Here is a 26,170-nt window from a genome sequence, read left to right as displayed (position 1 = left end):
ATGTCGGAAAGCCGTATGCGGGAGAACCGCACGTATGGTTCGAAGCGGCGGGGACTGGACAGGGAGCGGCAGCCACCGCGCCAGTCCTCGATGCTAAGAGGCTCGGTTTTGGGCAAGCGCCGGGTTCTGGGGGGAGGTGTCGGTCGGGGCCGGGACGTCCTCCCCGGCGTTCTCCGGCGCGCCGAACCAGGCCACCGCGACCGCGCCCGAGACCGCCAGGACGAAGCCGGTCACCGCCAGCCAGGCGAAGCCGGGGCGTGATGCGTCCCCCAGCCACCAGACGCCGATCATGCCGGGCAGCACGGTCTCGCCGACCACCAGCGCCGCCGTCGCCCCGTTCACCGAGCCGATCTGCAGCGCGACGGTGTGCAGGTACATGCCGCCGATTCCAGCGACCAGAATGGCGTACAGGGCTGGGTCGGTGAGCAGCGTGGCCAGGTCGAACGGATCGATCCCGTTCAGCACTCGCACGCCCACGCCCAGCGCGCCGAAGCCGAGACCGGAGAGCAGACCGGCCAGGATCGCGGCCCGTGCGCCGAGCAGCCGGACCAGGACCGTGCCGCCCGCCATCAGCAGCAGTGAGATCGTGAGGAGCCACCAGTGGGTGGTGATCGGCGTGTGCCCGCTGCCCTCAGAGCTCGCCGCGCTCGCAAGCAGCACCAGCGCCGAGCAGACGACTGCGATCGAGGTCCACTCCGCCCGGGTCAGCCGGATGCCGAGCAGCTTGACGCTCAGGACGGCCGTGATGACGAGGTTGGCGCTGATGACCGTCTGGGAGAGGAACAGCGGCAGCAGGCGGGCGGCGAGCGCGCCGAGTCCGAAGCCGACGAAGTCCAGGACCGTGCCGACGATGAATTCCCAGGTCATCGCGGCCTGGGCAGTGGAGGAGAGACTAGGGCCGCCATGCGCGGTGACCTGTCCGGTGGTATGCCCGGCGGCGGTCGCCTCGCGGCGGGCCGACTTGCGGGAGCCGACGGCCTGGAGGACGGAGCCCGTGCCGTAACAGATCGAGGCCGCAACGGCGGTCAGGAGTCCTATGAGCACCGAGCGCTCCGTTCAGGGGGGGGGGTTCCTGGCTGTTCTCCCTACCAGACGAGGGATCGACCGCCCGCGTTGCCTGAACCGGGTCTGCGTCGAGATGGACGTGAAGAAGGCCGTCCGGTATCCCGCAGGGCACGCGCGATCAAGCGGAGATGCCCACTGCGTGTTCGGTCGCAGCAGGCCACGGGCTGCGACCGCCAGCAGCGGAGACACCACCACTGCGGCCAAACAGGACCATCGGCTGGTGCCGCCCTTGAACGCCGGATCCGTTGGATGCGGACTCTCCGAACGGGCTTGAGATTGGTATTCGTCATGCTGATGGCCAATGCCACGGCTACGACGAACAGCGCGCCCACCCGAGAGAGGTAAACGCGCTGGTCAGACACTGTGCCCCCGGCAGGATTCGAACCTGCGACACCCGCTTTAGGAGTGGGATCGAAGTCCTGCCGGGGGGTGCCTGAGTCTGCCGCGTGGTGCTGTCCTGCCTGGTCAGAGCCACGCGGCTTCGTAGTCGGTCCGGCTCGTGACGCCTTGTGCTGGCCCGTCCGCTCACGCATCGCTCACGCATGAATGGGGCTGAGGGGCTTGCTGCCCGGCGTGGGCCAGAAGATGTCCGGCGGCGACATCAAGCCTCGCGTATGGCGTTGTGGTGATCAGGGCGCCGTGCTGCGCAGGTCGCCGCTTCGCGGGCTTGTCCGTGGCTTGAAGGCGACTACCTTTCCATCAGCCCTTGGCTGGTTGGGCCCTACAGATGAAGCGTTCGAGACTGGTTGCGGGGCGATGGACCGCAGAATCGTGGGGTGGATGGCCAACTGGTCGGACGCACGGAGATACGGTTTGTCCCCGTATTGGCGTTGCAGGAGGCGCCACAAGAGGAGGGGTGCCTCTTGCCCCACCGAAACGGGCTCCTTCTTCCGCCAGCCTCGCTGAGTTAGCTGAACGTACAAAGATCGTTTCCGGCTGTCGTCGATGTTTCCCACTGCGGCACCGCGAAGGATCAGCGCCTGGATGGACACTCCCCATGCCTGCTTTCGGCGTGCGAACCCTTCCAGGGTCAGCCGGTCAGTGATTTCCTCTCGCGCCCTTTCGTAGGGGACGAGTAGGGCGCCAGCGAACCGGTTTGCTTCCCCTTCCGGGTCTGCTGCACGCGGCCGGAAGGTATGAAGCACCAGGTGGCCGAGTTCATGGGCGAGGGTGAAGCGGTCCCGATCGCCCTGCGCACCGGGGAAGTACGCGATCAGTGCGGTCTCTCCGATGCCTGCCCAATATGAGACGCCGAAGTGCTTGTTGGTCGGGCTGACTGCGTCGCCCGTTGGGTCGGGTAGCACGATGGGTGCGACAGAGATGCCGGCGCGCTCAAGCGCGCGAGTTAGATGCGGGATGGGCTTGTCCGGCGCCAGGCGCAGAGCTTCGCGCGTCTCAGCGGCTAGCTCCTCGATGCCCTTCTCGGAGAGGTCCGGTGAACTGGCGAACGGGAGCGGAGGTGCTGGGTACCCGGCGCTGGCGGTGATCTCCTCCGTCACGCGGAAGCTCTCTCCGTAGAACGCGCTGATCCGGCGTGTGACGGTCCGGCTCGCACTAGCCATCTTGCGGAAGCGCAACGAGTCCAGGGGCACGGAGGAGGGCTGCGCGTAGAAGAAGCTCATGGGTGTGTCAGTGGCTTCAGCGATCGTACGAAGCCGATCCTCGGCCGGCTCACGTGCGCCTGTCTCAACCTGCGACGTCCAGCTCTGGCTGATTCCCGTCAGACGGTGAAGATCGGCACCAGTGAGCCCGAGGAGGTCGCGGAGCGTCCGCAGCCGCTCACCAGGGGAAGCCTCCAGTGCCGTCGGCATCGTTTGTCTCCTCATCCGGAAGTTCGAGTTCCAGACCTTCATCTTGCGGTTCGAAGTGAAGGTCTCGCAGGTCGGACGCGCTGGCGAGCAGTGGAAAATCGAGGTCGGCTCGCTGCTCCTTGCCGAACCTCCACGTTCCGATGGTCCGTACTACGCGGAACAACGGCGCTCCCTCGGCATCGATACGCCAGAGGATAAGCAGGTCGTTGTCTTCCGGGCCCATCAGGGTCGACTGGCCGAACTTTGTCAGCGGGCGGTTCTGGTAGAAAGCTCGCCGCTGATGGTTCGGGCCGGGGGCGGGGACGTGGTCGTCTCTGAAGGCGTGGAGCAGCCGTGTGCAGTACTCGTCGTTCGTCAGCCACAGCTCGCCGTTCCTGCGGTGATTACCGCTGAGCTTCCAGTTTCCCAGCCTGGCCGCCGCTGACCCAAGGCGGTAGTGGACGAAGGCGCGGGTCATGTGCGTGCGGATCCAGCCGTAGGAGGGCCCGTCCATCTCGGGTAACTGGGCCCGCTGATGTTGGACGGCCCACGCGAAAGCGTCGTGAAGGGGCTCGCAGAGCTGCGCGGTGGCGTCGCGGATGTGCGCGACCTCATCCTTAATCACACGCGTGAAAATATCACGGAAAAAGCTAAGGGTGGCGAGGTTCGGCCATTCAACTTGTGCGGCTGGCACGGAAGCTGACGGTGTGACAGCGAAACGATCAAGGGTTGGGTCCAGGGCAGGCGCCCCCTTGGTCGGTTGCCCCGCGCGTGTGGCGGTGCTGGCGCAGTCCACGCATGGAGGAAGCCCTAGTAGCGGAGGCGGGGAGGGCTCTGGCCAGCCGCCGTCCTCAGTCCAATCAGGGCGGCAAGTCCTGAAACAGCGGCAAGCAGTGCGAACAGGAGCGGGTATCCGCCGAGTGGTGAGGCCAGCGCCGCGCCGGCGAACGGGGCGAGCGCTGCGGCCGTGGTCGCAGGTGCTGCGAGGAGTCCGGACAGGCGGCCGTAGTGGGTGGTGCCCCAGCGGTCGGTAATGGCGGTCGCTTGTAGCAAGGTGAGGTTGCCGCGAACCATCCCGGCCGCGACCGACAAGGCGACCAACAGGGCGTAGGGGCCGGGTGTGAAGGCGAGGGTGGCTGTGGTGACGCCGCCGAGCGCGATCAGCGTGGTGGTGCGCGCGATGACCCTGGTGTGGCGGGCGAGTGTCGCGTACAAGGTGCGGCCAAGGGTTTGGCCCGCGCCGCCCAGGCCGAGCGCCCAGGCGGCCTGGCTGGTGGAGTACCCACGCTCCAGTAGAAGCGGGACCAGGGCGACGACGACGGCGTAGACAGTGAATGCGGAGAGGGTCAGTGCGGTGGCCAGCATCCAGAATGGCCGGCTGCGCGACACTGCGGTCGAGGATTCGCCGGCGTGAGCTGTTGCGGGCGGTGCCTCGGGCCAGGGTGCTCTCAGTGCCAGGGCGTGGGCGGGCACGGTCACCGCAGCGAGGATGAGGGCGAGGACGGCATACGTGGCCCGCCAGGTCAGGTGGTCGGCGAGCATGGCCGTCAGGGGTGCGAAGACGGTCGAAGCCAGCCCGCCGGCGAGGGTGACGACGGTAAGGGCGCGGACGTGGTCGGGTGCCCACCAGCGGGTCAGTGCGGCGAAGGCAGGCTGGTAGAAGGTGGCCGCCATGGCCAGTCCTGCCAGCAGCCAGCCCGTGAAGAACACCGGCAGGTTGGGGGCGGCGGCAATGACGAGGAGGCTGGCCACGCCGAGGACGGAACCAGCGGTCATGACGGTGCGCGGACCGCGGTGGTCGATCATCCGGCCGACTCGGATCCCGGCGAAGGCGGAGATGAGCAGGGCTGCGGAGAATGCGGCTGTCGTGGCGCCGGTGGGCCAGCCGGTGTCTGCGGTGATGGCTGGGTTCAGGACGGGGAAGGCGTAGTAGATGACGCCCCAGCTGGTGATCTGTGTGGCGCATAGAGCAGGAAGTACGGCGCGGGGCCGCGACCGGTCCCCTGTTCCGGTCGCGGCCCCGTGGGCGTCGAGCTTGGTCACGGGCAGCAGCCACCAGCCTCGACGGGCGCTGGCGGGCCTGCTTCGGTGACGGGGCCCTCGCAGCAGGTGCTGTTCTTCTGCTTGGCCATTGAGTCGGCGTCTGCCTTGACGACGTAGACCTCCCACGGTTCCTTGCCGGGGCCGTGGACCCAGACCTTGTCCTGGAGGGCGTAGCAGCAGGTGGTGTCGTTCTCGATGTCGGTCGCCAGCCCTTGGTCCTGGAGACGGGCTGTGGCGGAGTGGACTTCTTCGGTGGCGGCGACTTCGACGCCGAGGTGGTCCATGCGTGTGTCTGCGTCCGGTGTGCCCTGGACGAGGACCAGCTTGAGCGGTGGGTCGGCGATGGCGAAGTTGGCGTACCCGTCGCGCAGTTTGGCCGGCTCGGTGTCGAAGAGCTTGCTGTAGAAGGCGATTGATGATTGGAGGTCGGGGACGCGCAAGGCGAGTTGTATGCGTGACATGACGTTCCTCCAGACTCGGAGTGGTAGCGCCCAGGCCGGGAGTGGCCTGGGTGCGGTGTTTCAGGACCCGCAGCACCCACCGGACGCTGTGTCCTCGGCGACTGCGACCGGCACGGAGATGCCGGTGCCGATCTGTACGAGGGCGGGTGCCGGAGCGCAGCAGCCGCCTTCGTCGGCCTGGCCGGCTGCGGGGCCGTCGAAGAGTCCGGCGCCGCCGCAGACTCCGGTTTCGGGGAGGGTGAGTTCGACGCGGTCGGCGGACTCGGTGTCACCGGCGATGGCGGCGGTGACGGAGCGGACCTGTTCGTAGCCGGTCATGGCGAGGAAGGTGGGGGCGCGGCCGTAGGACTTCATGCCGACGAGGTAGACGCCCTTTTCGGGGTGGGACAGCTCGCGGTGGCCGTGCGGGTACACGGTGCCGCAGGAGTGCTGGTTCGGGTCGATGAGCGGTGCGAGCTCCACCGGTGCCTGCAGGCGCTCGTCCAGGGCGAGGCGGAGCTCGGACAGGAAGGACAGGTCGGGGCGCAGGCCCGTCAGGACGATGACCTCGTCCACCGGGTCGAGGCGTCGGCCGTCCTCACCCACGAGGGTCAGACGATCGTCGGCAGTGGGCTCGATGACCTCAGTGCGGAAGCCGGTGACGGCGTCGGCGTACCCGTCGTCGACGGCGGCCTTGGCGGCCAGGCCCAGGGCGCCTCGGGCGGGAAGCTGGTCGGCGCTGCCACCGCCGAAGGTGGACCCGCTGATACCGCGGCGCAGGATCCACACGGAGTGCGTACCTGGTTCGTTCTTTGCGAGGTCGGCGAGGGTGGCCAGCGCGGTGAACGCAGAGGCCCCGGAACCGATGACGGCTGTGCGCTTTCCCGCGTACCGGGCCCGGACTGCGGGGTCCTTGAGGTCGGGGATGCGGTAGGAGATGTGGGCGGAGGCGGCGCGTTCGCCGAGGGCGGGCAGCCCGTCGGCGCCGATCGGGCTGGGGGTGGACCACGTACCGGACGCGTCGATCACGGCCCGGCCGAGGATTCGGTCCTCGGTGCCGTCGGCGAGCGTGAGGCGGACGGTGAAGGGCTGCTGCTCTCGGTCGGCGTCGACGATCCGGTCCCGGCCGAGGCGCGAGACGCCGGTGACGGTGGCGCCGTAGCGGACCTTGTCTTCGAGGACGTCGGCGAGCGGCTGGAGGTACTGCTCGGCCCAGTCTCCGCCCGTGGGGTAGATCTCCGCGGCGGGCTTGGTCCAGCCGGTCGGCGCCAGGAGCTTCTCGGCGGCGGGATCGGTCAGTTCGTTCCAGGTAGAGAAGAGCCGTACGTGCGACCAGGCACGCACCGCGGTGGCCGCGGAGGACCCGGCTTCCAGGACCAGCGGTTCGATGCCTCGCTCGACGAGGTGGGCGGCGGCTGCGAGCCCGGCAGGGCCGGCGCCGATGACGACTACCGGAAGGTTTGCAGTGGTGGTCATGGCGGTGATGTCCTCCGGGATGGGCGACCGCACCCGGCCGCTGTTTTGATTGCTGTCTATATTCGAAGCTTGCCACTCGCATTGATGAGTGTCAACATAGACGCATGTCGAAGTCAGAGGTAGTGGAGCTGCCGGTTCTGGACCCCGTAACGGCGGTGCCGTGCTGCCCGCCGATCACTGCGGGAGAGCTGTCGCAGGATGACGCGGAGCGGATGGCCCTGATGTTCAAGGCGCTGTCCGACCCGATCCGGCTTCGGCTGTTCTCCAGAGTCGCCTCACATCCCGGCGGCGAGGCGTGTGTGTGCGACATCCAGGACGTCGGCGTCTCCCAGCCGACGGTCTCCCATCACCTGAAGAAGCTGCGCGAGGCTGGCCTGCTTACCTCGGAGCGACGCGGAACCTGGGTCTACTACCAGGTAGCCCCGTCCGTCGTGGCGGCCATGGCCGCCATGCTTGACCTGCGCAGCTGACCTTCCGCCCGCCCCTGCGGGTCAAGTGGCGCAGTCGGTCGGGCAGCAGTTCGCCAGATACGCCTGGAGTGCGGAGAGGCGCTGGGCCATCGTGGCACCGTCGGCCCGGTAGTAGACCTGCTTGCCGTCCTTGCGGGAGATCACCAAGCCACCGCGGCGCAGCAGGCTCAAGTGCTCCGAGGTGGTCGACGGCTTCAGGGCACAGCGGTCGGCGATCTCGCCGACCGTCAGCTCGATCCCGCCGGCGAACTGCTGCAGCACTTTCTGGCGGGTTTCGCTGGCCAGTGCCTTGAGGAAGTCGGCCGTCGCCGGATCCACGCGGGTCGTACCAGCGCCGTCTTCTGTCACAGCTTCCTGCCCAACATTTCGTCACATCCCGAAATAACGACTAAAGCGAAGGGTCTACTTTCTCATGGAGCATGCCGATCTCATCGTCATCGGCGCCGGACAGTCCGGCTTGGCCACCGCTGCCCTTGCCCCGCGTCATGGCTTCACCCGCGTGCTGGTCCTGGAAGCCGCGGAGAAGCCGGGCGGGTCTTGGCCGCGCTACTACGACAGCCTCACGCTGTTCTCCCCGGCCCGGTACTCCTCCCTTCCCGGCATGCCGTTCCCCGGCGACCAGGACCGCTACCCGCGCCGGGACGAAGTCGTGGACTACCTGCGCGACTACGCCAAACGCCTGCCCGCCGACATCCGCACCTCGACCTCCGTCACCTCTGTAGCGCAGCAGGACGGTGCCTGGTCCGTGCTTGCCAGCGACGGGCGGAAGTTCACGGCTGGGGCGGTCGTCGCCGCGACCGGCGACTACGGCACGCCCTTCACTCCGGACCTCCCTGGCCGCCAGGACTTCGGCGGCCAGGCACTGCACGCCGCTGACTACCGCAGTCCCGACGTGTTCGCGGGGAAGCGGGTCGTCGTGGTCGGCGGAGGCAACTCCGCGATTCAGATTGCTGCGGACCTCGGCGTGGTCGCTGACACCACCCTGGCCAGCCGGCGCCCGATCGGCTGGTTGCCCCAGCGCCCGCTCGGCCGGGACCTGCACTGGTGGCTCAAGCACACCCGCCTCGATATCGCTCCGATCCGACGGCTACTGGCGAAGGTCCCCGTCTCTGTGATCGATGACGGCCACTACCTGGCTGCACTGGACCGGCACGGCGTTGAACGCCGCGACATGTTCGCCCGGTACACGAACGAGGGCGTGGTGTGGGCCGACGGAACGAAAGAAGCCATCGATACAGTCCTGCTCGCCACCGGCTACCAGCTCACCTTTCCCTACCTGCACAGCAGCGGCGCCCTCGGCTCCGACGGCGCACCGCTCCATAAGGGCGGCATTGCCACCACCGTGCCGGGCTTCGGTTTCGTAGGCATGGAGTTCCAGCGCAGCTTCTCCTCCAAGACTCTGCGCGGCGTCGGCCGCGACGCGGGGTACGTGCTGTCCCGTCTGCAGAGGCGCTGAGCGACAGCGGCTCTGTGCGTGAGAACTGGTTCTGGCTCAACTTCTGTTTTAGCCGCGAGGCGCTGTTCCTGTACGGGAGTGGGCGCTGGGGGCTGGAAGCAGGCGTGGGACCGTGCGGACGTACACGACCATGCCGATCACCTCGACGAGGGTCTGGGTGACCACGACAACTGCGGCGACGGCCAGGGTGTCAGGCAGCGCCAGGGCGAGGGGGAGGACAACGAGGGAATTGCGGGTCGCGCCGGTGAACACGATGGCCCGCCCGTCGGGGGCGTCAAGACGGAAGAAGCGGGCGACGCCGAGTCCGGCGAAGGCCATCACGAGCAGGAACAGGACGTAGAAGGGCACCACTCGGGCCACGTCGGCCAAGCTGTCGCCGAGCTTGGGAACCTGGGAGGCCACCACGGTCAGCAGGGTCGCGGCCATCAGCGGGACCATGGTGGTCCCCATCGCATCAGCGACCTTCTGCCCGGCTGTGCGGCGGGCCGCCCATGCCTGGGTGAGCCAGGCCAGGGCGAGCGGGATGACGATCAGGATCAGGAACGCTTCGAGGAACGGGCCGGCTTCCACGATGCCGGCCAGGTCGGAGCCCATGAACAGGAACAGGAACAGGGGCAGCAGGATCATCTGGGCCAGCAGGAGCAGCGGGGTCGCGGCCAGGAGGCGCTGGCTGCTGCCGCCGGCGAGCCCGCTGAAGACGATGACGTAGTCGACGCACGGCGCCAGCAGGACCAGGAGCATGCCCAGGCGGACGGCCTGGTCGGCGGGCAGGAACGGGAACATGGCCGCCACGACAAGCGGCACTACCACGAAGTTGACCACCAGGGTCGCGGTCAGGAACCGGCCCGCGCGCAGTGAGCGGAGCAGGTCGGCGGCGGGCACCTGCAGGAACGTGACGTAGAGCAGCACGGCGAGCACCGGGTTGATGGCGTGCTCCAGGCTCGGCCCGGCAGAGGGGGCTACCCAGCCGACCAGGCCACCGGCCGCCAGGGCGCCGATGTAGACGGCGACCTGATGGCGCTCCATGGCTTCGACCAGGCCGGATGACTGCGACAACGTACGTGCTCCTTGCTCAGGGACATAGCGAGGTGGGGGAGAGCTCCTGGCCGCAGAGGCACGGAACCGAGGTGTGGGCGGTCGAGGGTCACGCCGGGGTGTGGGCGGGGACCAAGGCGAGGAAGGCGCAGTGCGGGTCGCAGCGGTCCTCACGGTCGGGCAGCTCGTCCAGATGCTTCACTGCCTGGTGGAGGGAGGCGGTGAACGCGGCCAGCTCGACTGCCCGTCGCTCGGCCTCCGCGATCCGGGCCACGACCCGCTCGCGCAGGTCGGCCTTCACCTCCTGGCAGGCGCTCGCCTGCCACACCCCGAGCAGTTCGGCGATCTCCTCCAGCGGCAGGCCCAAGTGCTTGGCCGCCCCGATGAACGCGAGGCGGTCGACCGCGTCCTGCCCGTACAGGCGGTACCCGGCCGGGGTCCGCTCGGCGGGCAGCAGACCGGCGGTCTCGTAGAACCGCAGGGTGGTCGCCGGGACGCCGCTGCGTTCGGCGAGCTGGGAGATCCGCATCGTGCTCATCGGTCGACCGTAAACCTTCACCTCGACTCGAAGGTCAAGCCCGGCGGCCCCCGCCCGTGATCTTCAACGGGTCCCCCGACGCCTTGCAGCCACACCCTTCCCCGCCCATGGCCTTCGTCGAGGAGGAGCAGGAACAGGAGCCACGACGCCGACCGAGCCACCAGGTCCCTGCCGCGAGTACCGAAAGGACGAGGGCGACAGTAGGCAGCCAGCCCACCACCGCCCCGGCGCCTGCGCCGACGACCCCGGCCGTGATCAGGACCGGAAGCGCGCAGCACGCCACGCAGGCCAGAGCGGCCAGGCCGCCCAGGGCCTTCGGCGCCTGGTGAGGGCGTGGATCAGCAACAGGGTCCGGCATGACGGTTCTCCTCGGCAAGGTCGGTGAAGGGGATGGGGCAGCAGGGGCTTCCGGCACAGACGGCCAGGTCGTCGCACCCGGCCTCGACTGCCGCGGCCAGGGTGGTGCGGATGGTGGTCAAGTCGGAGATCTTCGCGTCGACCTCGGCGAGCTTGGCCGCAGCGTGGTCCTGGAGCCCCGCGACGGGGCGGCCGTGCCGATGGCGACCCGCCTCCAGCAGCTCGGCGACCTCCTCCAGCGTGAACCCGAGTCGCTGCGCGGCCTTGATCACCCGCAGCGCGGTCACCGCTTCCTCGCCGTACAGGCGGTGACCGCCGTTACTGCGGTCCGGCTCGGCCAGCAGACCGCGCCGCTCGTAATAGCGCAGGGTCTGGACGTTCACCCCGGCCGCCTCTGCGACCTGCCCGCTGCGCAGCCCCGCACTCACCGCCGGCCTCCGGCGGCGGTCCGTACGGCCAGGGCCTCCAGGACCACGGCGTGTTGCTGGTCCACCGCAATGTCCAGGCCGATCAGGTTCTCGCCCGGGGTGACGGTGAAGGCGAAGAACGAGCAGCAGCCGCCCTCCCGCTCCGCCAGATCCCGTACCTGCTCCTCGATGCCGGGTCCGCCGGCCAGGTCCAGGTGCAGCCGCAGCGGTCCCGGCCGCGACATCGAGGTCAGGTGCTCGGTGAACAGCTCATCCCACTCTGCGACCCGCAGAGGGCGTTCCTCGGTGGGCAGCGTGCAGGACTGCGGCACCCACGCCAGATCACTCATCGCGCTCACTCCCGTCGTCGCGTCCCCAAAAAAGGGGGAACACCTCCGACGGTAAACCTGTACCTAGGTACCGATTACAAGTGTCCTGCGTGACCGACCGGGCCATAGACCGGGCCGGCGGCATACGGCCGCACCCGCGTCGCATCCGTCCGTAAGCCGGAGCACTGAGATGGGAGGGGGCCTGTTCGACCCGTCGCCGCAACGCGGCACAATCGGCGCCAGCATCGTGCGGCAGGAAGGAATCGCAGTGCCCGCGCAGTTCACCCTCACTCCCATGCTTGCCGAACACGCCCAGCAGGTCCTGGCGATCTACCAGTCCGGGATCGATGAAGGCAACGCCACCTTCGAGACAGCCGCCCCCTCTTGGGAGGCGTTCGACAAGTCGAGGCTGCCCAATCACCGCCTGGTCGCACTCACCCCCGATGCTGCCGTGGTCGGCTGGATCGCCGTCTCGGCTGTCTCTGCCCGCGCCGCATACGCCGGCGTGGTCGAGCATTCCGTCTACGTGCACCCGGACGCCCGCGGGCAGGGTATTGCTCGCGCTCTGCTGCACGCATTGATCGCGTCCACGGAGGCGTCCGGGATCTGGACCATTCAGTCGGGGATCTTTCCGGAGAACGCGGCCAGTCTCGCCTTGCACCAGCAGGCTGGGTTCCGCGTCATCGGGACACGGGAACGCGTCGGCCGGCTCCATGGCATATGGCGGGATGTGCAACTGATCGAACGCCGCAGCCATCACGTCAATTGAGCCGCCCCAGTCGCGCCGCAATCGAGTCCGTTGCCGGAGGCGCCGGCTCGGATGCCTTCAGCGGCTGAGGAGTTCAGCGATCTCTGCGGCGGCGTCGCGGGCCGGGCGGCCGACGCCGATGAGGGTGGCGGAGGCGGGGCCGGTCCAGTCGCCGTAGCCGAGCAGGTGCAGGCGCGGTTCCCCGGCCGCCCGCGTGCCGTGCGTGGGGATGTGGCCGCGTGGTCCCCGAAGGCCCAGCGGGGCGAGGTGGGACAGGGCGGGGCGGAAGCCGGTGCACCAGATCACGGCGTCGGCTGCGGCCCGTGTGCCGTCCGCCCACTCGATGCCGTCGGCGGTGAGCCGGGTGAACATCGGGGACGCCTTGAGCAGTCCGGCATCCCGCGCCTCGCGGACGGGCGGGACAGCGACGATGTCGCCCAGTGAGGCGACGCCGCCGGTATCGGTGCGTCCTTCGTCCAGGGCGCGACGCCGGGCGGTCGCGGCGTCGAACAGGGCCCGGCCGTCGATGTCGTCAGCGAGGAAGCGCGGCGGACGCTGGGTGACCCAGGTCGGATCGACCCCGCCGTGAGTGACGAGATCCGCGGCGATCTGCGCCCCGGAGTTCCCGCCGCCGACCACGACGACTCGCTGCCCGGCGAAGTCGGACGGTCTCCGGTAGCCGCTGGTGTGCAGCTGACGGCCGGCGAAATCGTTCCGGCCGGGGGTGGCGGGCAGGAAGGGGCGCCACCAGGTGCCGGTCGCCGAGACGACGGCCCGGGCGGACCAGATGTCCTTGTCCGTCTCCACCCGCAGCCGATCGCCGTCCCGGCGTACCTGCTGGACCCGGACCGGGCGGTGCACGGGCAGTTCGTAGCGCTGCTCGTAGTTGCTTAGGTACTCCACGACGTGCTTGGCATCCGGGTACTCGTGGCCCGGCTGGGCCGGCATGATCCGGCCGGGCAGCGAGGAGAAGGCGGCTGGTGAGAACAGGTGCAGGGAGTCCCAGGTGTGCTGCCAGGCCCCGCCGGGTGTGCCCTGCGCGTCCAGGATCACGAAGTCCAGCTTCTTGCGGCGCAGGTGGTATCCGGCGGCGAGCCCAGCTTGCCCGCCGCCGATCACCATCACGTCCGTCCGCCTGGTCACGGCGTCAGGACGCATCGCCTCAGGCGTCCTTTTGCGAGGTGGCGAGCGCTGAGGGGGCGAACTTCTTGCGCCAGGCCAGTGCGACGTACACCAGGCCGATCAGGACAGGGACCTCGATCAGCGGGCCGACGACGCCCGACAGCGCCTGGCCGGAGGTGACGCCGAAGGTGGCAATGGCGACGGCGATGGCCAGCTCGAAGTTGTTGCCCGCAGCGGTGAACGCGAGCGTGGCGGTGCGGTCGTACGCGAGGCCGAGGCCCTTGCCCAGGAGGAAGGTCCCGAAGAACATGATCGCGAAGTAGACCAGGAGCGGCAGCGCGATCCGCACGACGTCCAGCGGCTGCGAGGTGATCGTCTTTCCCTGAAGTGCGAACAGGATGATGATCGTGAACAGCAGCCCGTACAGCGCCCAGGGGCCGATCTTCGGCAGGAACTTCGTCTCGTAGGACTGGCGGCCCATCTTCTTCTCGCCGATGCGGCGGGTGAGGAAGCCGGCCAGGAGCGGGAGGCCGAGGAAGACGATGACGTTCAGCGCGATGTGCCACACGGGGACGTCGAGACCCTGTCCGTCGCCCAGGCCCAGCCACTGCGGCAGCAGGTCCAGGTAGAACCAGCCCAGCACGCCGAACATGATGACCTGGAACACGGAGTTCAATGCGACGAGGACAGCTGCGGCTTCGCGGTCACCGCAGGCCAGGTCGTTCCAGATGATGACCATGGCGATGCAGCGGGCGAGGCCGACGATGATCAGACCGGTGCGGTACTCGGGCAGGTCGGGCAGGAAGATCCACGCCAGCGCGAACATGACCGCGGGGCCGGCGACCCAGTTGATCACCAGCGAGGACACCATCAGCTTGCGGTCGCCGGTGACCGTGTCCAGCCGGTCGTAGCGGACCTTGGCCAGCACGGGGTACATCATCACCAGCAGACCGAGCGCGATCGGCAGGGAAATCCCGCCGACCTCGATCTTCGCGAGCGCGTCGTTCATCCCTGGGATGAGCCGGCCCAGCCCCAGGCCGACGGCCATGGCCAGCAGGATCCACACCGCCAGGTAGCGGTCGAGAGTGGAGAGCTTCTTGACGATCGAGTCGTCCCCCGCCGGGCCGGCACCCTGGGTGGAGACTGTGGTGGGCTCAGTGGAGGTCACGGGCAGGCCCTCTTGTTCTCGGCGGCTGTGCGGGCGGACTCGGCGAGCGCCGCGAATTGCTCGGAGAGCCCGGCGAGGACCTCGGGGCGCAGCTTGTAGTAGGTGAAGCGGCCACACGGCTCGGTCTCCACCACGCCGGCTTCGCGCAGGACCTTCATGTGGTTGGACAGGTTGGTCTGCTTCGCGCCGGTCTCCTCGACCAGGTGCGTCGTGCAGAGCGTCTCGCGCGCCAGCAGGGTCACGATCTGGAGGCGGAGCGGATCGCCCAGCACCCGGATCAGATCAGGATCGACTGAAGTCAGCATGCACTGATACTCTCACATCATCACTCGCTGATACCAGCGGGGGCTGAAGTCATTGGCGGCTGGTCCCGCCGTGCGACGAGAGAGAACGATCATCATGGCCGAGTCTTCCGGCAAGCCGTCCGTCCTGTTCGTCTGTGTCCACAACGCCGGCCGCTCCCAGATGGCCGCTGCCTGGCTGACTCACCTTGCCGGGGACCGCGTCGAGGTCCGCTCCGCCGGCTCGAACCCCGGTGACGCCGTCAACCCTGCCGCCGTCGAGGCCATGGCCGAGGTCGGCATCGACATCTCCGCCGAGACCCCCAAGGTCCTCACCATCGACGCGGTCCGCGAGTCCGATGTCTGCATCACGATGGGCTGCGGTGACACCTGCCCTGTCTTCCCCGGCAAGCGCTACCTCGACTGGAAGCTCGAGGACCCCGCAGGCCAGGGCGTGGAAGCCGTCCGCCCCATCCGCGACGAGATCAAGACCCTCGTGGAGGGCCTGATCGCCGAGATCGCCCCGGAGGCCACGGCGTGAGCGTGATACGTGACGTCGTCATCATCGGCTCCGGCCCTGCCGGCTACACCGCTGCCCTCTACACCGCCCGTGCTCAGCTCAGGCCCGTCCTCTTCGGGAGCAGCATCTTCGTCGGTGGTTCCCTGACTACTACCACGGAGGTCGAGAACTTCCCTGGCTTTCCAGAGGGCGTCGACGGCCCCGATCTCATGGCAAAGATGCGGGCCCAGGCCGAGAAGTTCGGCGCCGAAATGATCGACGACGACATCACCGACGTCGACCTCACCGGCCCCGTCAAACTCCTCACCGACTCGAACGGCACCGTCCACCAGGCCCGGACGGTGATCGTCGCGACCGGCTCCGGCTACCGCAAGCTCGGCGTCCCCGGCGAAGAAGAGCTCTCCGGCCGAGGAGTGTCCTGGTGCGCCACCTGCGACGGATTCTTTTTCCGTGACCGCGACATCGTCGTGGTCGGCGGCGGCGACACCGCTATGGAGGAAGCCACCTTCCTGACTCGTTTCGCCAAGTCCGTGACCGTCGTCCACCGCCGTTCCGCCCTTCGCGCTTCGAAGGTCATGCAGAACCGCGCCTTCGCCGACGACAAGATCTCCTTCGCCTTCGACACCGAGGTCGCCGAACTCCGGCAGGAGGGGACCATGCTCGGCGGCATCGTTCTCCGGGACGTCTTCAGCGGCGCCACGCGAGAAGTAGCGGCCACCGGACTCTTCATTGCGATCGGACACGACCCGCGCACCGAGCTCTTCCGCGGTCAGCTCGACTTGGACGAGGAGGGCTACCTCAAGGTCTCCTCACCCACGACCCGGACGAACCTCCCTGGCGTCTTTGGTGCAGGCGATGTCGTCGACCACACCTATCGGCAGGCCATCACCGCTGCCGGCAGTGGGGCCTCGGCCGCCCTGGATGCCGAGCGCTATCTGGCAGGGCTCCCCTCCGGCGCCCTGGCTGACGCATCCATAGCCTCTGTCGCGGTCGCCTGATCCTGAACCGCAGGACGTCTGCGGGATCAAGGCCCCTGTCGCCCCGCCCTCGAAGGGGAGGCTAGGCGGGTCCGAGCCGCCTGCTGGCCCTCGCCAGTCAGTCAGTGATGTGACCTGCCCGTTCACGAAGTTGCTGAGCCTCGGGAACCGCGCTGTACCGGCGCAGGCGTACGCGCATGTCCCGCAGTGCGGCCTGGACCTTGACCGAACGGATGCCGTCGGCGCAGTCGAGGAAGTCGCGCCAGGTGGCCATGGCACCGTCGATGTCTCCTTGGCGTAGGCGGACGCCGCCGAGGTCGGCGAGGACGATGGCGCGGGTGCGGCGGCGGTCGAGGCCGTGGATGTCGAGGGCGAGGTGGAGGTGTTCTTCGGCGGCGTCGAGGTCGCCGAGGCGGGAGAGGATCATGCCGGATTCGTGGGCCCAGCGGCCGGGGGAGTAGTGGGCGGCCCAGGAGTCGCTGCCTGCGACAGCGGGTCTGCCGATGGCGGTCTCGGACATGGCAAGGTGCTTGGTCGCCATGTGGCGGTCGTCGTCCTGGGCGGCTGCGTTGGCGAGGGTGGCTTCGTAGTAGGCGACGGCTCGCGGGTTGTCCAGGTGACGGCCGTACTCCACGCAGGCTTCGCCGAGCTGGACGGCTTCGGCTCGGTAGCCCAGGTCGACGCACTGGACGGCGAGCCCTCGCAGGGCTGTGGCAGACAGTTCTGCGTCGCCGGCCTCGGCTGCCAGGCGGAAGGAATGGGCGTAGTAGCCCTGGGCGAGCCCACGCAGTTCTGGGGTGTCGCCTTCGTCCTGGGCCATCCAGCCGGCGAGGTGGACCAGCTGGGAGGTCGCGGCGAACAGCTCGCGCCCGGTGGCCTCGGTGAAGCGGCCTTCCAGCCCCGCGTCGTCGACGTCCTTCGCCTTCACCTCGAAGGTGACCGACGCATACGCCGTGGAGCCGTCCTTACTCACCGCGGCCGTTCCATACGGATCGGCCGCCCGGACCACCTGGTCGAGCCCCCCGACCTTGCCCACGACCTCGGTGACGGCCGCCCGGTTCGCCTGGTCGGTGACCTTCTCCCCGTCAGGCGCGACGAACACAAGCTTCGCGCTCGCCCCCTCTGAGGCGGCGCTCCCCGTGCTGTTGGCGGGGAAGCGCTCCTCGATGAGGTCGAACGCCCGCTGCGACTCCGTCCCCGGCATCGAGTAGGAACCATCCGGTGCGGCCGGGGCCAGCGCCGACGCCACCCCGGCAGCAACGAGTGCCACCACCCACACCGCCAGGACGCGCCAGCGTCGACGGAAGGCCAACCGGCACAAACGATCAAGAAAAGCAGCGACAGGAGGGTCTCCACATCCGAACTCGGGGAACCCTTTCCACCCTGTCCGACCTGGTGTTCGCCGGCGTCGTGCAGCTGCCGACAGTTCTCTAATACGTACGCAGTAGTGGCCGCCCCGATGGCGGCCGCTGCTCCGGCAACGGGTGGGGGCACCACGTGCTTCAGGTTTCTAACGGTGGCGGCCTGGACTCTTGGCCGGCCGGTGCAGTGCGGCAGACGGCGTCGGGCGACGCGGAGCCGAAGAGGTGCGTATGGTCTGGGTGCTACGGAGAACCCTGCCCCGGGTGGCCCGTCAATGCTGGTTCAGCGCGCGCCTGGCCGAGTTGATGACGTTGTGGGCGTCGGCCCCGTACACCGCCGATTCGCGGAGGGTCTTCCAGACTTTCATGTACAAGGTGACGCTGTCGGCGTCGTCCAGCCACATCTCGGCGTGCCAGTCCTCGGCGACGACGAGGCGGTCGTCGAGGACCCAGAAGCCGTTGGCCGGCACGATCTTCACGGACGCGGTGAACGGGATGATGCCCAGCTCGACCGTGTCCATCCCGATCACGCCCGTGAGGCGGTCGAGCTGCGCGGCCAGGACGGAGGGAGGGCAGATCAGCGAGCGCAACGCGGCTTCCCACGTCAGCACGTGCAGCTTGTGGCCGGGACGGTACAGCCACTCCTGCCGCTGTACCCGGGAGCGCACCGCATCCTCGATGCCGCCGGCTCCGCCCAGCAGCTCCGCGTAGCGCTGGATGACGTGGCGGGCGTACTCGGGGGTCTGTAGAAGTCCGGCGATCACCGACTCTTCCCAGAGCCACATTTCCGTGGTGCGCTCGATCTCCGCGCTCAGCCCCTCGTGCAAGGGCTTGAAGCCGTTCGCCAGTGCTCTGCGCCAGGATCTGATGTGGGACTCGAACCCGGCGAGCCGGGAGGCAAGCTCGGCGTACGCGCCTGGCTGCTCGGTAGCGTCGGCCCACGCCCGAAGATCCTCGGGGGTAGCCGTCTGCCTGCCGTTCTCCAGCTTGCTGACCTTGGACCCTTGCCAGCCCAACCGCTGGGCGAGCTGCTGACCGGTGAGCCGGCCCCCCGGGCACGAGAAGCGGAGTTCACGCAGCCGCGCCCCCAGAGCTGCCCGTGCCTGCTGGTAGTCGGTGCTCACCGGTCACGCACGCTATCCGGTCGCGGCCACCTGCGCCGCGAACCGGTCGTACGGAACGGCATGGTGCATGGCCGCGTCGCGGATGGTGGCGTAGCGCACGACCTGGGCCGGTTCGGTGATCAACTCGATGTCGAGCATGGTGTCTTCGTCGTCGAAGCGCAGCAGCGCCACGATCCGTGAATCGAAGATCCAGAAGTCCTCGGCGGGCAGGGTCGCCTGGTCGGCGTCCTCGCGCCACAGGTAGCGGATGTCCTCGCCGACCGCCGTGTTGTGCCGGGCGTAGTCGAGCAGGAATCGCTGCTCGGTAGTGGGCGGGTTGTCGGCGATGCGGACACGGCCGACCGTCTTGCCGGCGTCCGTCTGGGTCCTGATGTTGAGGAACCAGGGCTCCTCGGGGTCGCAGGGCGACGAGCCGGTGGCGAGGAACGCCTGGAAGTCGGGGTCCTGCCGGTCGGAGGCGTAGCCGCGCCGCGTCTCCAGCCGCCATGCGGTGTGCTCGAAGGTCGTGAACAGGCGCCGGAAGGTGTCCCGGTCGACCATCTCCGGTACCCGGTCCATTTCCTTCGGTCCCCAGTTCACGAGCAGTTCGCGAGGCACGGCAACCGCTGCGTCGTCCGGCCCGTAGTGCTGGAGCTGTGCGAGGTCTTCGGGGTCGGTCACGGGGGTTCCTTGAACGATGATCTCGCCGGTGCCCTCGTCCGTGTGCAGGGCGGGGCAGCCGTCGACCTTGCTGTCTGTGCCGCTGAAGCGCAACTGGCGAGCCATGGACGCTCTCCCTTCCAGGGGTGGTGATCAACAGCATGGCCGGAGCACCAGCTCGGCACTACGGGATCAGGCAGGGCCCAGGAGAAAACACCAGCAATCTTCATGACCTGTCGAGCAAATCCGAGAAAACAGCGTACCGCCGGACAACTTCCCACTTCTAGCGTCTGGTTCATGGCAACCAAGGAACAGCAGGACATCGATCCCTTCACTGCGGTGGAGTCCTTGAGAGAGGCACTGGCCGAGGCCGGGATTGTTCTTCCTTCGCTGAGCGTCGACGCCGCGTCACCGGAGTTGCGGCTCGTTGAACTGGGGCGCGTGCGCTCCGATGTGGCCGCCCGTCTGGCCGAGGCACTTCAGCGAGGAGGTCGCGAGTGACGGCGGCACAGCAGCCGGAGGGCGCACTGGTCGTCGACACCCAGCGCGACAGGCTGGGGTACGTCATGGGACACGAAGGGCCGTACGTTCAGCTTCGGCCGGTGACCGGTGGGTGCGAGTGGGACGCCGACCCCGATCGTGTCCGCCGGGCCACCGACGACGAACGCCAAAAGGCCATACGGGAGCGGACGCGCGCCCTGAACTCGGCCAGCAGCGGCGGCATCCTCTGATGAGCCCGGACACCTCAGGCATGTCGCCGGAATGTGCCCTTGCCCATCGTCCGGGCTACAAGGACCTGCACCGCGAGTGCCGCCAAACCGAGGACGTGTCGCTGCCCCACGGAGGTGGAATCCTGCTCGTGCGCCGCTGCACCTGCGCCCACCACGACTGCAGGGTGGAAGCACTTGACCTGCTCACTCCTGAGTCGACTGGCCAGGCGTGATCACCTGCGCCGGGGCCCAGCCGTGGTGGCGGGCGTGGTCGGTGCCGCGGGCTGCGGGGGAGCTGCGGGGCGTAGAGAAGCTGTTGGGCGCAGGAGGGTGCTGTGTGCTTGCGCTGCGAGGGCACGGCGGCTCGGTGCGGGTCGCTGCGAGAGCCGTTGCATGCGCCAGGCCAGGGTGCGTGCTGGGGAGCGGGCGTCGTTGAGGGTGCGTTCGTCTGCTGCTTGCTGCAACAGGCGTCCGGGATCGTGTCCTGCGGTTTCCGCGGCGGCCATTGCGGTGGTGAGTGCGTCGGTGGCGGGGTCGGTGAGGATCTGGTCGGCGTGCGTGGGGGTGGTCTGGCGGATGAGCTGGGCGTACCGGACTGCGACCTTCTGAGGCGGTCGGTGCTGGCTGGCGGTGAGTAGGTGCCCGGATGAGGTTCGGCCGTAGGCGGTCTGGAGGTGGAGCAGAGTCTGGTGGGCGGCTGCGGCCTGTTGGTTGTGCTGTCGTTGGTCGTGCCAGCGGGCGGCGGCGATGACGGCCAGGAGCGCGGCATCGAGGAACATCGCCAGGAGAGCTCCGTCCTTGGGTGAGGGCTCGCGGAGCATAGATTTCACTGCCCCGCGCAGGGCACGGGCGTGGTGGTGTTCGGCGTGGATACGTGAACGGGTTGCCCGTTCGAAGGCAGAGGCTGCTGCTCGGAGTTCGGTACGGATGTCCGGTGGTGCGGTGAGGGCCACGGCGTCGAGTGCTTCGCCGAGGGCGGCCAGGTGGGCCTGGGCGGCTTCGGCGTCCGGCCGGCCGAGGTGGTGGGGGATGCGCTCTGTGGCTGCGGTGGCTTGGTGCCACGGGTGCGGCCGTAGATGCCCGTTGGGATTGTCGGCAGGGATGTCTGCTGCGGCGAGACGGCTCTGGATCTTGGGGAGGGAGAGGTCCGGTGACAGCGTGGAGCCGGAGAACCACACCGGCTCTCCTTCGGCGTTCGTGTCGTGCTCCAGGGCGACTTTGTAGCCGCGCGGTTCTCCGGAGGGAAAGTGCAGGACCTCGACGAGGACGCCGCTGGTACGGGTGAGTAGAGCGAGGAATTCCTCGGTGTTGGTGGCGGCAGCCGCTGCTGTGCGGACAAGGGTGCGCAGGCGTACGCGGGCGGGCTTGTCGTGGCCGGTCCGGTGGGCCTTCTCCTGCTCGGCGCGGGTGGGCCGTTTCGCGGCGGTGCGGTCTCCGCGTACGACTTGGAAGAGGCCGTATTCCTTCTCGACGGCTGCGAGTTCGCGGTCGGCGGTGAGGTAGTCGTTCCAGTGGCGTGCGGTGCGCAGGTCGCCTCGGATCTTGGTGGCGGCGATGTGGATGTGGTCGTCGGCATGCCGGACGGCGACCCATCGGCAGCCGTCGGGATCGTCTGTCGGTGCGATGCCGGTCGCTGTGACGACACGACGGGCGATCTCCGCCCATTCGGCGTCGTCGAGGATGCGGTCGCCGGGTGCGGCGCGGACGGAGCAGTGCCACACGTGCTGCTTCGGGGCCCGGCCGAGACGCCTGGCCTGCTGCACGCGTAGGTCGAGGTCGGCCACGAGGAGCTTCTTCGTGGCTGCGCTGTCGTTGGTGCGGCCGGGGTCGGGTGCGAAGCCGTCCCAGGAGGCGACGAGGTGCGGGTCGGTGTGTTCGTTGGCCCGGCCGGGGCCGTAGAGGTAGCGGATGAGGCCGGCGGTGCTCTTGCCGCTGCTGATCTTCGCGATCACCGTGGCCCCTTTGTGGCGGCGGCCTGAGTGGTGGCTGCTGCGATGTGGCGGACGGCTGTGACGGCCGTGCTGAGGACGAGTTCTGCATGGTCGAGGAGTGCGGTGTCCCCAGGGTGTGGACGGCCGCCGGAGTTGAGCTTCTTCGCGATCTGGTTGATGTTGTGGCCGATCTTGGCGACTTCACCTCGGAGGGCTGCGAGTTCGTCGATGTAGTCGTCGAGCTGAGTGCGCTGACCAGGCAGCGTGAGGTCTCCCTGGATGTGGGCCATGACGACGGCGCCGACGTAGTGGGCGGCGGCGATGTTCAGCGAGCGGGCCACGGTGAGGATCGCTGTTTTCTCGTCGATGCTGTAGCGGACGTCCACGCGTTCCTTGCGCTGGGTCTCTTTGCGCTGACGGCGGCGGGCGACTCGGTGCAGTGCGGCGGCTTCGGCGGCACGCTGCGGCAGCACGGTGCGGGTGGCGGTGTCGACGGGCTTGTTCCGGTCGGGCGCCCCCTGGCGCCCGAGCTCCTCCGCCACCCCCGGGGCGGAGGCATCTGCGTGGGACCGGCCCGTGGACGGTCCAACGCCATACCTTGCTCCGCCTGATGCCGGGGTGGAGGTGGTCTGCTGCTGCGCCGACGAGGGCTCGCGGACGGGCCTGTGCATGAGGGCTCCTGCAAGCGGTGGTGGAGGGAGAGGGCCCGTTCCTCCGGTGCTGGTTCATGGGAGGAACGGGCTGGGGTGACGTGGGGTGCGAGGTTCAGTTGGTGCTTGTGGTGACGGCGTCGAGTTCGGCCTGCAGCAGGTCCTTGACCTGGTCCAGGCGGGCGCGTGACATGCCGAATCCGTTGTCCCGGATCGCTTTCTCGACGTTGCGGCGGGAGACGCTGTTGCCTCGTCCGAGGGGAGCCGTGCGGCCGATGGCCACGGCCTGCTCCAGGGAAACGCTCGACTGCTTGCCTCCCGGCTTACCGGGCTGCTGCGGCACATCGGTGTCCGTGTCCGTGGCGTGTGGTGGCGCGAGCTCACCGATGGTGTGGTCCGCGCCGGGTTCGTGGCGGTCGTCGCTGTTGTGGCGGTCAGGGGTAGTGGGGCGCCGGGCGACGAGGAGGTAGAAGTGGACGGCCCCGGCCAAGGCGAGTGGCGCGATGGCGGAGATGGCCCCGACGGTGAGGTCGTCGAGAGAGAGTCCGTTGTGGCGGGTCTGCTGGTTGAGGCGGATGGCGTGCAGGACGTTGGCCCAGATGCTTGTGGCGGTGGCGGTGCCGACTAGCGCCGAGACGTAGAGGCGGGCGGACAGGGGCGCGGTCCGCAGGACGAGCAGGGCGCCGATCCCGATGGCGATGAACCCGTCGATGACGAGCGGGAAGGCGTAGGTGAGCGCCGGGTGAATGTGGCTGGCGGCGGCCATCTGCCGCAGGGCGTCATAGGAAAGCGCGAAGGCTGCCACGGCCAGCAGCGCCACGCCTGTGCGGATCGCTGCGGTCAAGGGCACCGGGGCAGGGGAAGGTACCGCGGTGGAAGTGGGAGAAGGCAAGGGGGAGCGCTCCAGGAGTACGGAGATGAGACTGGTGTGGCCCGGTCGCGGGTGAGAGAGACCCGTCGCAACTCGTCGCGTGCCTGGTCAGGGCAGGTACGGGTGCGGAGGTGACATCGAGTCGACTCGTCACCGGGTCCCGACCCGTCACCGCGCTGACCTGCGCGGAGACGAGTCGCGACGGGTCGTGCCGGGTCAGGCCCCGGTCGTCGTTTCGGGTGCGGGCTCCGGGCAGTAGCGTGCCCAGGAGTCGGTGAAATGCAGGAGGGCGTAGCCCCGGGCCTGGACGTTGCCATGGAAGCGGCGGGGTGCGGAGCTGATGCCGTACTCCTTGAGCAGGATCTGCAGGCCCCGAGGAGTCAGGCCGTTGGTGGTGTACTCCGGCCAGGGGGTCTCGGCGTCCTGGTTGAGGATGTCGAGGAGCCGGCTGGTGCGGAGAGCCGGCGGATTGCCTTCGGTGGCGAAGGCGCGGCGGATGTCGGCCAAGAGGCGGATGCCGAGACTACTGCTGTCCTGGTCCTGCTCGGCCTCGTGCTTGGCCATGACCCGGCAGGCTGTGCGGGCAAGGTCGGGCCACGTCCCGCCGGCGAGGTCGGCAACGGTCACCAGCGGCTGCCAGGTGTCGGCCGCGCGGTCTTCGACCGGCATGGCCGGTGTCAGCTCCATCGCCTCGGCGTGCAGCGGGGCCAGCCAGGCGACGAGCCGGTCGCGCAGCGCGTGGAGGGGCGGGGTGTCACGGAAGGTACGGAACTCCGCCACCTTCTCGCCCGGCCTGCGGCGCCGCATCCGGATGACAATCGACCGGTCCATGATCGTGTCCGGCAGGTCGCCGATGCCGGCGAGGGCTGCCATGGCGAACGTGGGGAACTTCGAGACCTCGTGGTTGGGTCCGGAAACCCGCAGGGTGGGGCGGTTACGCTGGTGCCCCGCGTTGAGCAGGCCGCGCATCTCCTCGTTCTTCTCCGCGACCTTCGCGGAGCCGAAGAGAGTGTCGGCCTCGTCGACCAGCAGGGTGGGCGGTGTGGCGGTGATCGACCGGAATACCGCGGCGGCTGACGCGTTGACCGTGATCAGCGGATCGTGGACGCTCTCGGTGATCACGTCCAGCAGCCGCGACTTGCCGCACCGCTTCGCCGGCCCGACCACAGCCAGGCGCGGGGCGTGCTGCCATGCCGTCTGCAGATGAGTCGCCGCCACCCACAACGTCACGGCCGTGAACGCTTCCTCGCTCGGCAGTACGACGTAACGGCGGATCTGCTCCAGCAGCTCCGTCAGCACCTGATCCCCCTCGGATACCGGGGCAGTCTCGGAGACGGCTGCGGGCGGCTCTCCCGGTGAAGCAGGGTGGCCCGTCGACTGGCCGGGTATGGCCACCGGCGGCCACGAAGGCTTGTCAGGGGTGGAATAGGGCTCGGTTGCCGCGTGTTCCACGGGGCAGCTCCTCGTCTGGCGGTGGTGGGCTTGCCTGCCCTTGCCGCCGGGTTGGTTCTTCCAGGGCCGTTCGGGGCTGCTCGGGCCTCCGGCGTTGCCTCGCCGGAGGCCCACTTCGTACCCCGAGGGAACACGGACCGTACGTCCACTCCTGCCGACAGTCCAGCGATTCTGTGTCAGCTCAACGCAGAATGCTTTGCTACGCTGCCGTCCCTTCATGCCGCCAGCCCGAGCAGATCCAGCAGATCTGCGGTCACGACGCGGTAGGCGTTGCCGAGCCGCAGGACCTTGCACGGGTACGCGCCCCGCTTCGCCAGCTCATACCCCTTGCTTCGGCCGAGGCCCAGGGCTCGATTGCTTGTTTCCAGGTCAACGGCTACCGGCAAGGCCAACAGGTCTTCCCGGCTCATGCCCTTGGGCTGTCCCCCTGTGGTGTTATCGCGCATGCGGCATCCCTTTCGGTACAGCCCTCGGCGGACGTGGTCATCCCGTCCGGCTCCAGGCGTCTACCAATCAGCATCCTCAAGCTAATGTGTCTACATGACACAACGTCGTTCGGATGATGAAGAGGATGACTTCCCGGAGTGGGTGGACCGGGTCCAGGCAAACGTGGCCGGTGAGGTCCGCCGGAGAAGGAAGGAGATGGGGTGGAGCGCGCAGGATCTGGCCGATCGGTGCGAGGGGCTCGGGCATCCCATTCCCCGCAACGTGATTGCCAACATGGAGTCGGGCCGTCGGGCTGGCCTCCCGCTGGTCGACGTCATCGTCCTCGCCGCCGCGTTGGAGACGTATCCGGCCTGTCTGATCTTCCCGGTCGGTTACGTCGACCGGACGCAGGAACTTCCATTCCAGGGTCTGGTGCCGACCTGGGACGCCCTGCGGCGCTTCACAGGCGAAGAGGAAGTGTTCGGTTATGACTCGGGCCTCGTGCCCGATTTCGAAGCCCACACCAGTCTCGTGCGCACCGCACTAGCCGCGCTCGACGAGGAAGAGCAGGCACGGTTTGCGGCCAAGACGGCAACGAGCCGCGCCCAGCAGGAAGAGGCCGAACGCAAGCAGAGCGCGTACGCCGACCAGGCCATCTCCGCCAAGTACAAGCTCCGCTACCTCCGTCGCGAGCTCAGCGAAGACGGAGCCACCCCACCCGACCTCCCACCCGCACTTCACGACGTAGACCCGCCCGAATGGGCCCCTGAGACCACCTAGGAGG

The 26,170-nt window shown here is 68.5% G+C and carries 30 protein-coding genes; 8 read left to right on the top strand and 22 right to left on the bottom strand.

The annotated features are described in order from the left end of the window. Positions 1 to 93 precede the first annotated feature (93 nt). From B9S64_RS13510 to B9S64_RS13485, 6 genes are all read right to left on the bottom strand, one after another. Complete coding sequence (locus B9S64_RS13510) at positions 94 to 1,044, bottom strand: hypothetical protein (RefSeq protein ID WP_103492404.1); 951 nt, start codon at positions 1,042 to 1,044, stop codon at positions 94 to 96. Positions 1,045 to 1,694: 650 nt separating this feature from the next. Next, complete coding sequence (locus tag B9S64_RS13505; RefSeq protein ID WP_103492405.1) at positions 1,695 to 2,876, bottom strand: XRE family transcriptional regulator; 1,182 nt, start codon at positions 2,874 to 2,876, stop codon at positions 1,695 to 1,697. Continuing rightward, complete coding sequence (locus B9S64_RS13500; protein WP_258037945.1) at positions 2,845 to 3,549, bottom strand: hypothetical protein; 705 nt, start codon at positions 3,547 to 3,549, stop codon at positions 2,845 to 2,847. The genes B9S64_RS13505 and B9S64_RS13500 overlap by 32 nt, the downstream gene beginning before the upstream one ends. Before the next feature lie 116 nt (positions 3,550 to 3,665). Further along, entirely contained in the window at positions 3,666 to 4,898 is a 1,233-nt protein-coding gene (locus tag B9S64_RS13495; RefSeq protein ID WP_103492407.1) for an MFS transporter, read from the bottom strand. Continuing rightward, a complete protein-coding gene (locus tag B9S64_RS13490; protein ID WP_103492408.1) occupies positions 4,895 to 5,359 on the bottom strand; it encodes an ArsI/CadI family heavy metal resistance metalloenzyme in 465 nt (154 codons plus the stop codon). The genes B9S64_RS13495 and B9S64_RS13490 overlap by 4 nt, the downstream gene beginning before the upstream one ends. Before the next feature lie 60 nt (positions 5,360 to 5,419). Continuing rightward, positions 5,420 to 6,814, bottom strand: coding sequence for an NAD(P)-binding domain-containing protein (locus tag B9S64_RS13485; protein ID WP_103492437.1), 1,395 nt, complete (start codon positions 6,812 to 6,814; stop codon positions 5,420 to 5,422). Positions 6,815 to 6,918: 104 nt separating this feature from the next. On the opposite strand from B9S64_RS13485, the gene B9S64_RS13480 reads away from it, so the two are divergent. Then, positions 6,919 to 7,284, top strand: a complete 366-nt coding sequence (locus B9S64_RS13480; protein WP_103492409.1) for a helix-turn-helix transcriptional regulator — start codon at positions 6,919 to 6,921, stop codon at positions 7,282 to 7,284. A 21-nt stretch (positions 7,285 to 7,305) separates the two neighbouring features. Here B9S64_RS13480 and B9S64_RS13475 read toward each other — a convergent pair whose 3' ends face one another. Next, a complete protein-coding gene (locus B9S64_RS13475; RefSeq protein ID WP_103492410.1) occupies positions 7,306 to 7,602 on the bottom strand; it encodes a helix-turn-helix transcriptional regulator in 297 nt (98 codons plus the stop codon). A 94-nt stretch (positions 7,603 to 7,696) separates the two neighbouring features. On the opposite strand from B9S64_RS13475, the gene B9S64_RS13470 reads away from it, so the two are divergent. Continuing rightward, a complete protein-coding gene (locus tag B9S64_RS13470; RefSeq protein WP_103492411.1) occupies positions 7,697 to 8,740 on the top strand; it encodes an NAD(P)/FAD-dependent oxidoreductase in 1,044 nt (347 codons plus the stop codon). Between the two features lie 48 nt (positions 8,741 to 8,788). Here B9S64_RS13470 and B9S64_RS13465 read toward each other — a convergent pair whose 3' ends face one another. The 4 genes from B9S64_RS13465 to B9S64_RS13450 all read right to left on the bottom strand — a co-directional run bounded on the left by B9S64_RS13465 (position 8,789) and on the right by B9S64_RS13450 (position 11,427). Then, positions 8,789 to 9,766: an arsenic resistance protein gene (locus tag B9S64_RS13465; protein WP_103492438.1), complete on the bottom strand. Its 978-nt coding sequence runs from the start codon at positions 9,764 to 9,766 to the stop codon at positions 8,789 to 8,791. A 118-nt stretch (positions 9,767 to 9,884) separates the two neighbouring features. Continuing rightward, on the bottom strand, positions 9,885 to 10,313 hold the full coding sequence (locus B9S64_RS13460; protein ID WP_219818798.1) for a MerR family transcriptional regulator: 429 nt from the start codon (positions 10,311 to 10,313) through the stop codon (positions 9,885 to 9,887). 338 nt (positions 10,314 to 10,651) lie between these two features. Then, positions 10,652 to 11,098: a MerR family transcriptional regulator gene (locus B9S64_RS13455; RefSeq protein WP_103492412.1), complete on the bottom strand. Its 447-nt coding sequence runs from the start codon at positions 11,096 to 11,098 to the stop codon at positions 10,652 to 10,654. Further along, positions 11,095 to 11,427: a hypothetical protein gene (locus B9S64_RS13450; RefSeq protein ID WP_103492413.1), complete on the bottom strand. Its 333-nt coding sequence runs from the start codon at positions 11,425 to 11,427 to the stop codon at positions 11,095 to 11,097. Before B9S64_RS13450 ends, B9S64_RS13455 begins: the two co-directional genes overlap by 4 nt. Positions 11,428 to 11,701: 274 nt before the next feature. Between B9S64_RS13450 and B9S64_RS13445 the strand changes: the two genes are divergently transcribed. Beyond that, positions 11,702 to 12,175, top strand: coding sequence for a GNAT family N-acetyltransferase (locus B9S64_RS13445; RefSeq protein ID WP_244318555.1), 474 nt, complete (start codon positions 11,702 to 11,704; stop codon positions 12,173 to 12,175). Between the two features lie 57 nt (positions 12,176 to 12,232). Here the strand turns inward: B9S64_RS13445 and B9S64_RS13440 are convergent, their stop codons facing one another. Genes B9S64_RS13440 through B9S64_RS13430 form a run of 3 tightly spaced genes read right to left on the bottom strand, consistent with a single transcriptional unit; the run spans position 12,233 to position 14,749 of the window. Beyond that, entirely contained in the window at positions 12,233 to 13,312 is a 1,080-nt protein-coding gene (locus B9S64_RS13440) for an ArsO family NAD(P)H-dependent flavin-containing monooxygenase (RefSeq protein WP_181012367.1), read from the bottom strand. 4 nt (positions 13,313 to 13,316) lie between these two features. Further along, positions 13,317 to 14,444, bottom strand: a complete 1,128-nt coding sequence (gene arsB / locus B9S64_RS13435; protein ID WP_103492415.1) for an ACR3 family arsenite efflux transporter — start codon at positions 14,442 to 14,444, stop codon at positions 13,317 to 13,319. After that, on the bottom strand, positions 14,441 to 14,749 hold the full coding sequence (locus tag B9S64_RS13430) for a helix-turn-helix transcriptional regulator (protein ID WP_103492416.1): 309 nt from the start codon (positions 14,747 to 14,749) through the stop codon (positions 14,441 to 14,443). Before B9S64_RS13430 ends, arsB begins: the two co-directional genes overlap by 4 nt. Before the next feature lie 94 nt (positions 14,750 to 14,843). On the opposite strand from B9S64_RS13430, the gene B9S64_RS13425 reads away from it, so the two are divergent. After that, positions 14,844 to 15,266 (top strand): arsenate reductase ArsC, encoded by a 423-nt coding sequence (locus tag B9S64_RS13425; RefSeq protein WP_103492417.1) that lies wholly within the window; start codon positions 14,844 to 14,846, stop codon positions 15,264 to 15,266. Next, on the top strand, positions 15,263 to 16,243 hold the full coding sequence (trxB, locus tag B9S64_RS13420) for a thioredoxin-disulfide reductase (RefSeq protein ID WP_103492418.1): 981 nt from the start codon (positions 15,263 to 15,265) through the stop codon (positions 16,241 to 16,243). Before B9S64_RS13425 ends, trxB begins: the two co-directional genes overlap by 4 nt. A gap of 97 nt (positions 16,244 to 16,340) precedes the next feature. Here trxB and B9S64_RS13415 read toward each other — a convergent pair whose 3' ends face one another. From B9S64_RS13415 to B9S64_RS13405, 3 genes are all read right to left on the bottom strand, one after another. Then, entirely contained in the window at positions 16,341 to 17,492 is a 1,152-nt protein-coding gene (locus B9S64_RS13415; protein ID WP_258037946.1) for an MMPL family transporter, read from the bottom strand. A 363-nt stretch (positions 17,493 to 17,855) separates the two neighbouring features. Next, complete coding sequence (locus B9S64_RS13410; RefSeq protein WP_103492420.1) at positions 17,856 to 18,707, bottom strand: helix-turn-helix transcriptional regulator; 852 nt, start codon at positions 18,705 to 18,707, stop codon at positions 17,856 to 17,858. Positions 18,708 to 18,719: 12 nt separating this feature from the next. Beyond that, the gene (locus tag B9S64_RS13405) at positions 18,720 to 19,472 is read right to left on the bottom strand and encodes a DUF6879 family protein (RefSeq protein ID WP_103492421.1); all 753 of its coding nucleotides are present in this window, start codon (positions 19,470 to 19,472) and stop codon (positions 18,720 to 18,722) included. Between the two features lie 171 nt (positions 19,473 to 19,643). On the opposite strand from B9S64_RS13405, the gene B9S64_RS13400 reads away from it, so the two are divergent. Both B9S64_RS13400 and B9S64_RS13395 read left to right on the top strand, forming a co-directional pair. Next, positions 19,644 to 19,847 (top strand): hypothetical protein, encoded by a 204-nt coding sequence (locus tag B9S64_RS13400; protein ID WP_103492422.1) that lies wholly within the window; start codon positions 19,644 to 19,646, stop codon positions 19,845 to 19,847. Continuing rightward, on the top strand, positions 19,844 to 20,077 hold the full coding sequence (locus tag B9S64_RS13395) for a hypothetical protein (RefSeq protein ID WP_103492423.1): 234 nt from the start codon (positions 19,844 to 19,846) through the stop codon (positions 20,075 to 20,077). The genes B9S64_RS13400 and B9S64_RS13395 overlap by 4 nt, the downstream gene beginning before the upstream one ends. A gap of 212 nt (positions 20,078 to 20,289) precedes the next feature. Here the strand turns inward: B9S64_RS13395 and B9S64_RS13385 are convergent, their stop codons facing one another. The 5 genes from B9S64_RS13385 to B9S64_RS13365 all read right to left on the bottom strand — a co-directional run bounded on the left by B9S64_RS13385 (position 20,290) and on the right by B9S64_RS13365 (position 25,406). After that, positions 20,290 to 22,008 carry a relaxase/mobilization nuclease domain-containing protein gene (locus B9S64_RS13385; protein ID WP_103492425.1) on the bottom strand — a complete coding sequence of 573 codons (1,719 nt, stop codon included), beginning with the start codon at positions 22,006 to 22,008 and terminating at the stop codon, positions 20,290 to 20,292. Beyond that, a complete protein-coding gene (gene mobC / locus B9S64_RS13380; protein WP_103492426.1) occupies positions 22,005 to 22,529 on the bottom strand; it encodes a plasmid mobilization relaxosome protein MobC in 525 nt (174 codons plus the stop codon). The genes B9S64_RS13385 and mobC overlap by 4 nt, the downstream gene beginning before the upstream one ends. Positions 22,530 to 22,752: 223 nt before the next feature. Continuing rightward, the gene (locus tag B9S64_RS13375; RefSeq protein WP_103492427.1) at positions 22,753 to 23,529 is read right to left on the bottom strand and encodes a DUF2637 domain-containing protein; all 777 of its coding nucleotides are present in this window, start codon (positions 23,527 to 23,529) and stop codon (positions 22,753 to 22,755) included. Between the two features lie 195 nt (positions 23,530 to 23,724). Beyond that, entirely contained in the window at positions 23,725 to 24,960 is a 1,236-nt protein-coding gene (locus B9S64_RS13370) for a DUF3631 domain-containing protein (RefSeq protein ID WP_181012368.1), read from the bottom strand. 215 nt (positions 24,961 to 25,175) lie between these two features. Further along, complete coding sequence (locus B9S64_RS13365) at positions 25,176 to 25,406, bottom strand: hypothetical protein (protein ID WP_103492428.1); 231 nt, start codon at positions 25,404 to 25,406, stop codon at positions 25,176 to 25,178. A 94-nt stretch (positions 25,407 to 25,500) separates the two neighbouring features. Here B9S64_RS13365 and B9S64_RS13360 point away from each other — a divergent pair, with 94 nt between their 5' ends. Beyond that, on the top strand, positions 25,501 to 26,166 hold the full coding sequence (locus tag B9S64_RS13360) for a helix-turn-helix domain-containing protein (protein ID WP_103492429.1): 666 nt from the start codon (positions 25,501 to 25,503) through the stop codon (positions 26,164 to 26,166). Positions 26,167 to 26,170 lie beyond the last annotated feature (4 nt).

Source organism: Streptomyces sp. SM18 (genome assembly GCF_002910775.2).
GTDB classification, from domain to species: Bacteria; Actinomycetota; Actinomycetes; order Streptomycetales; family Streptomycetaceae; genus Streptomyces; species Streptomyces halstedii.
The sequence above is the reverse complement of the archived record's forward strand: the minus strand, read 5'-3'. Positions and strand labels throughout refer to the sequence as shown.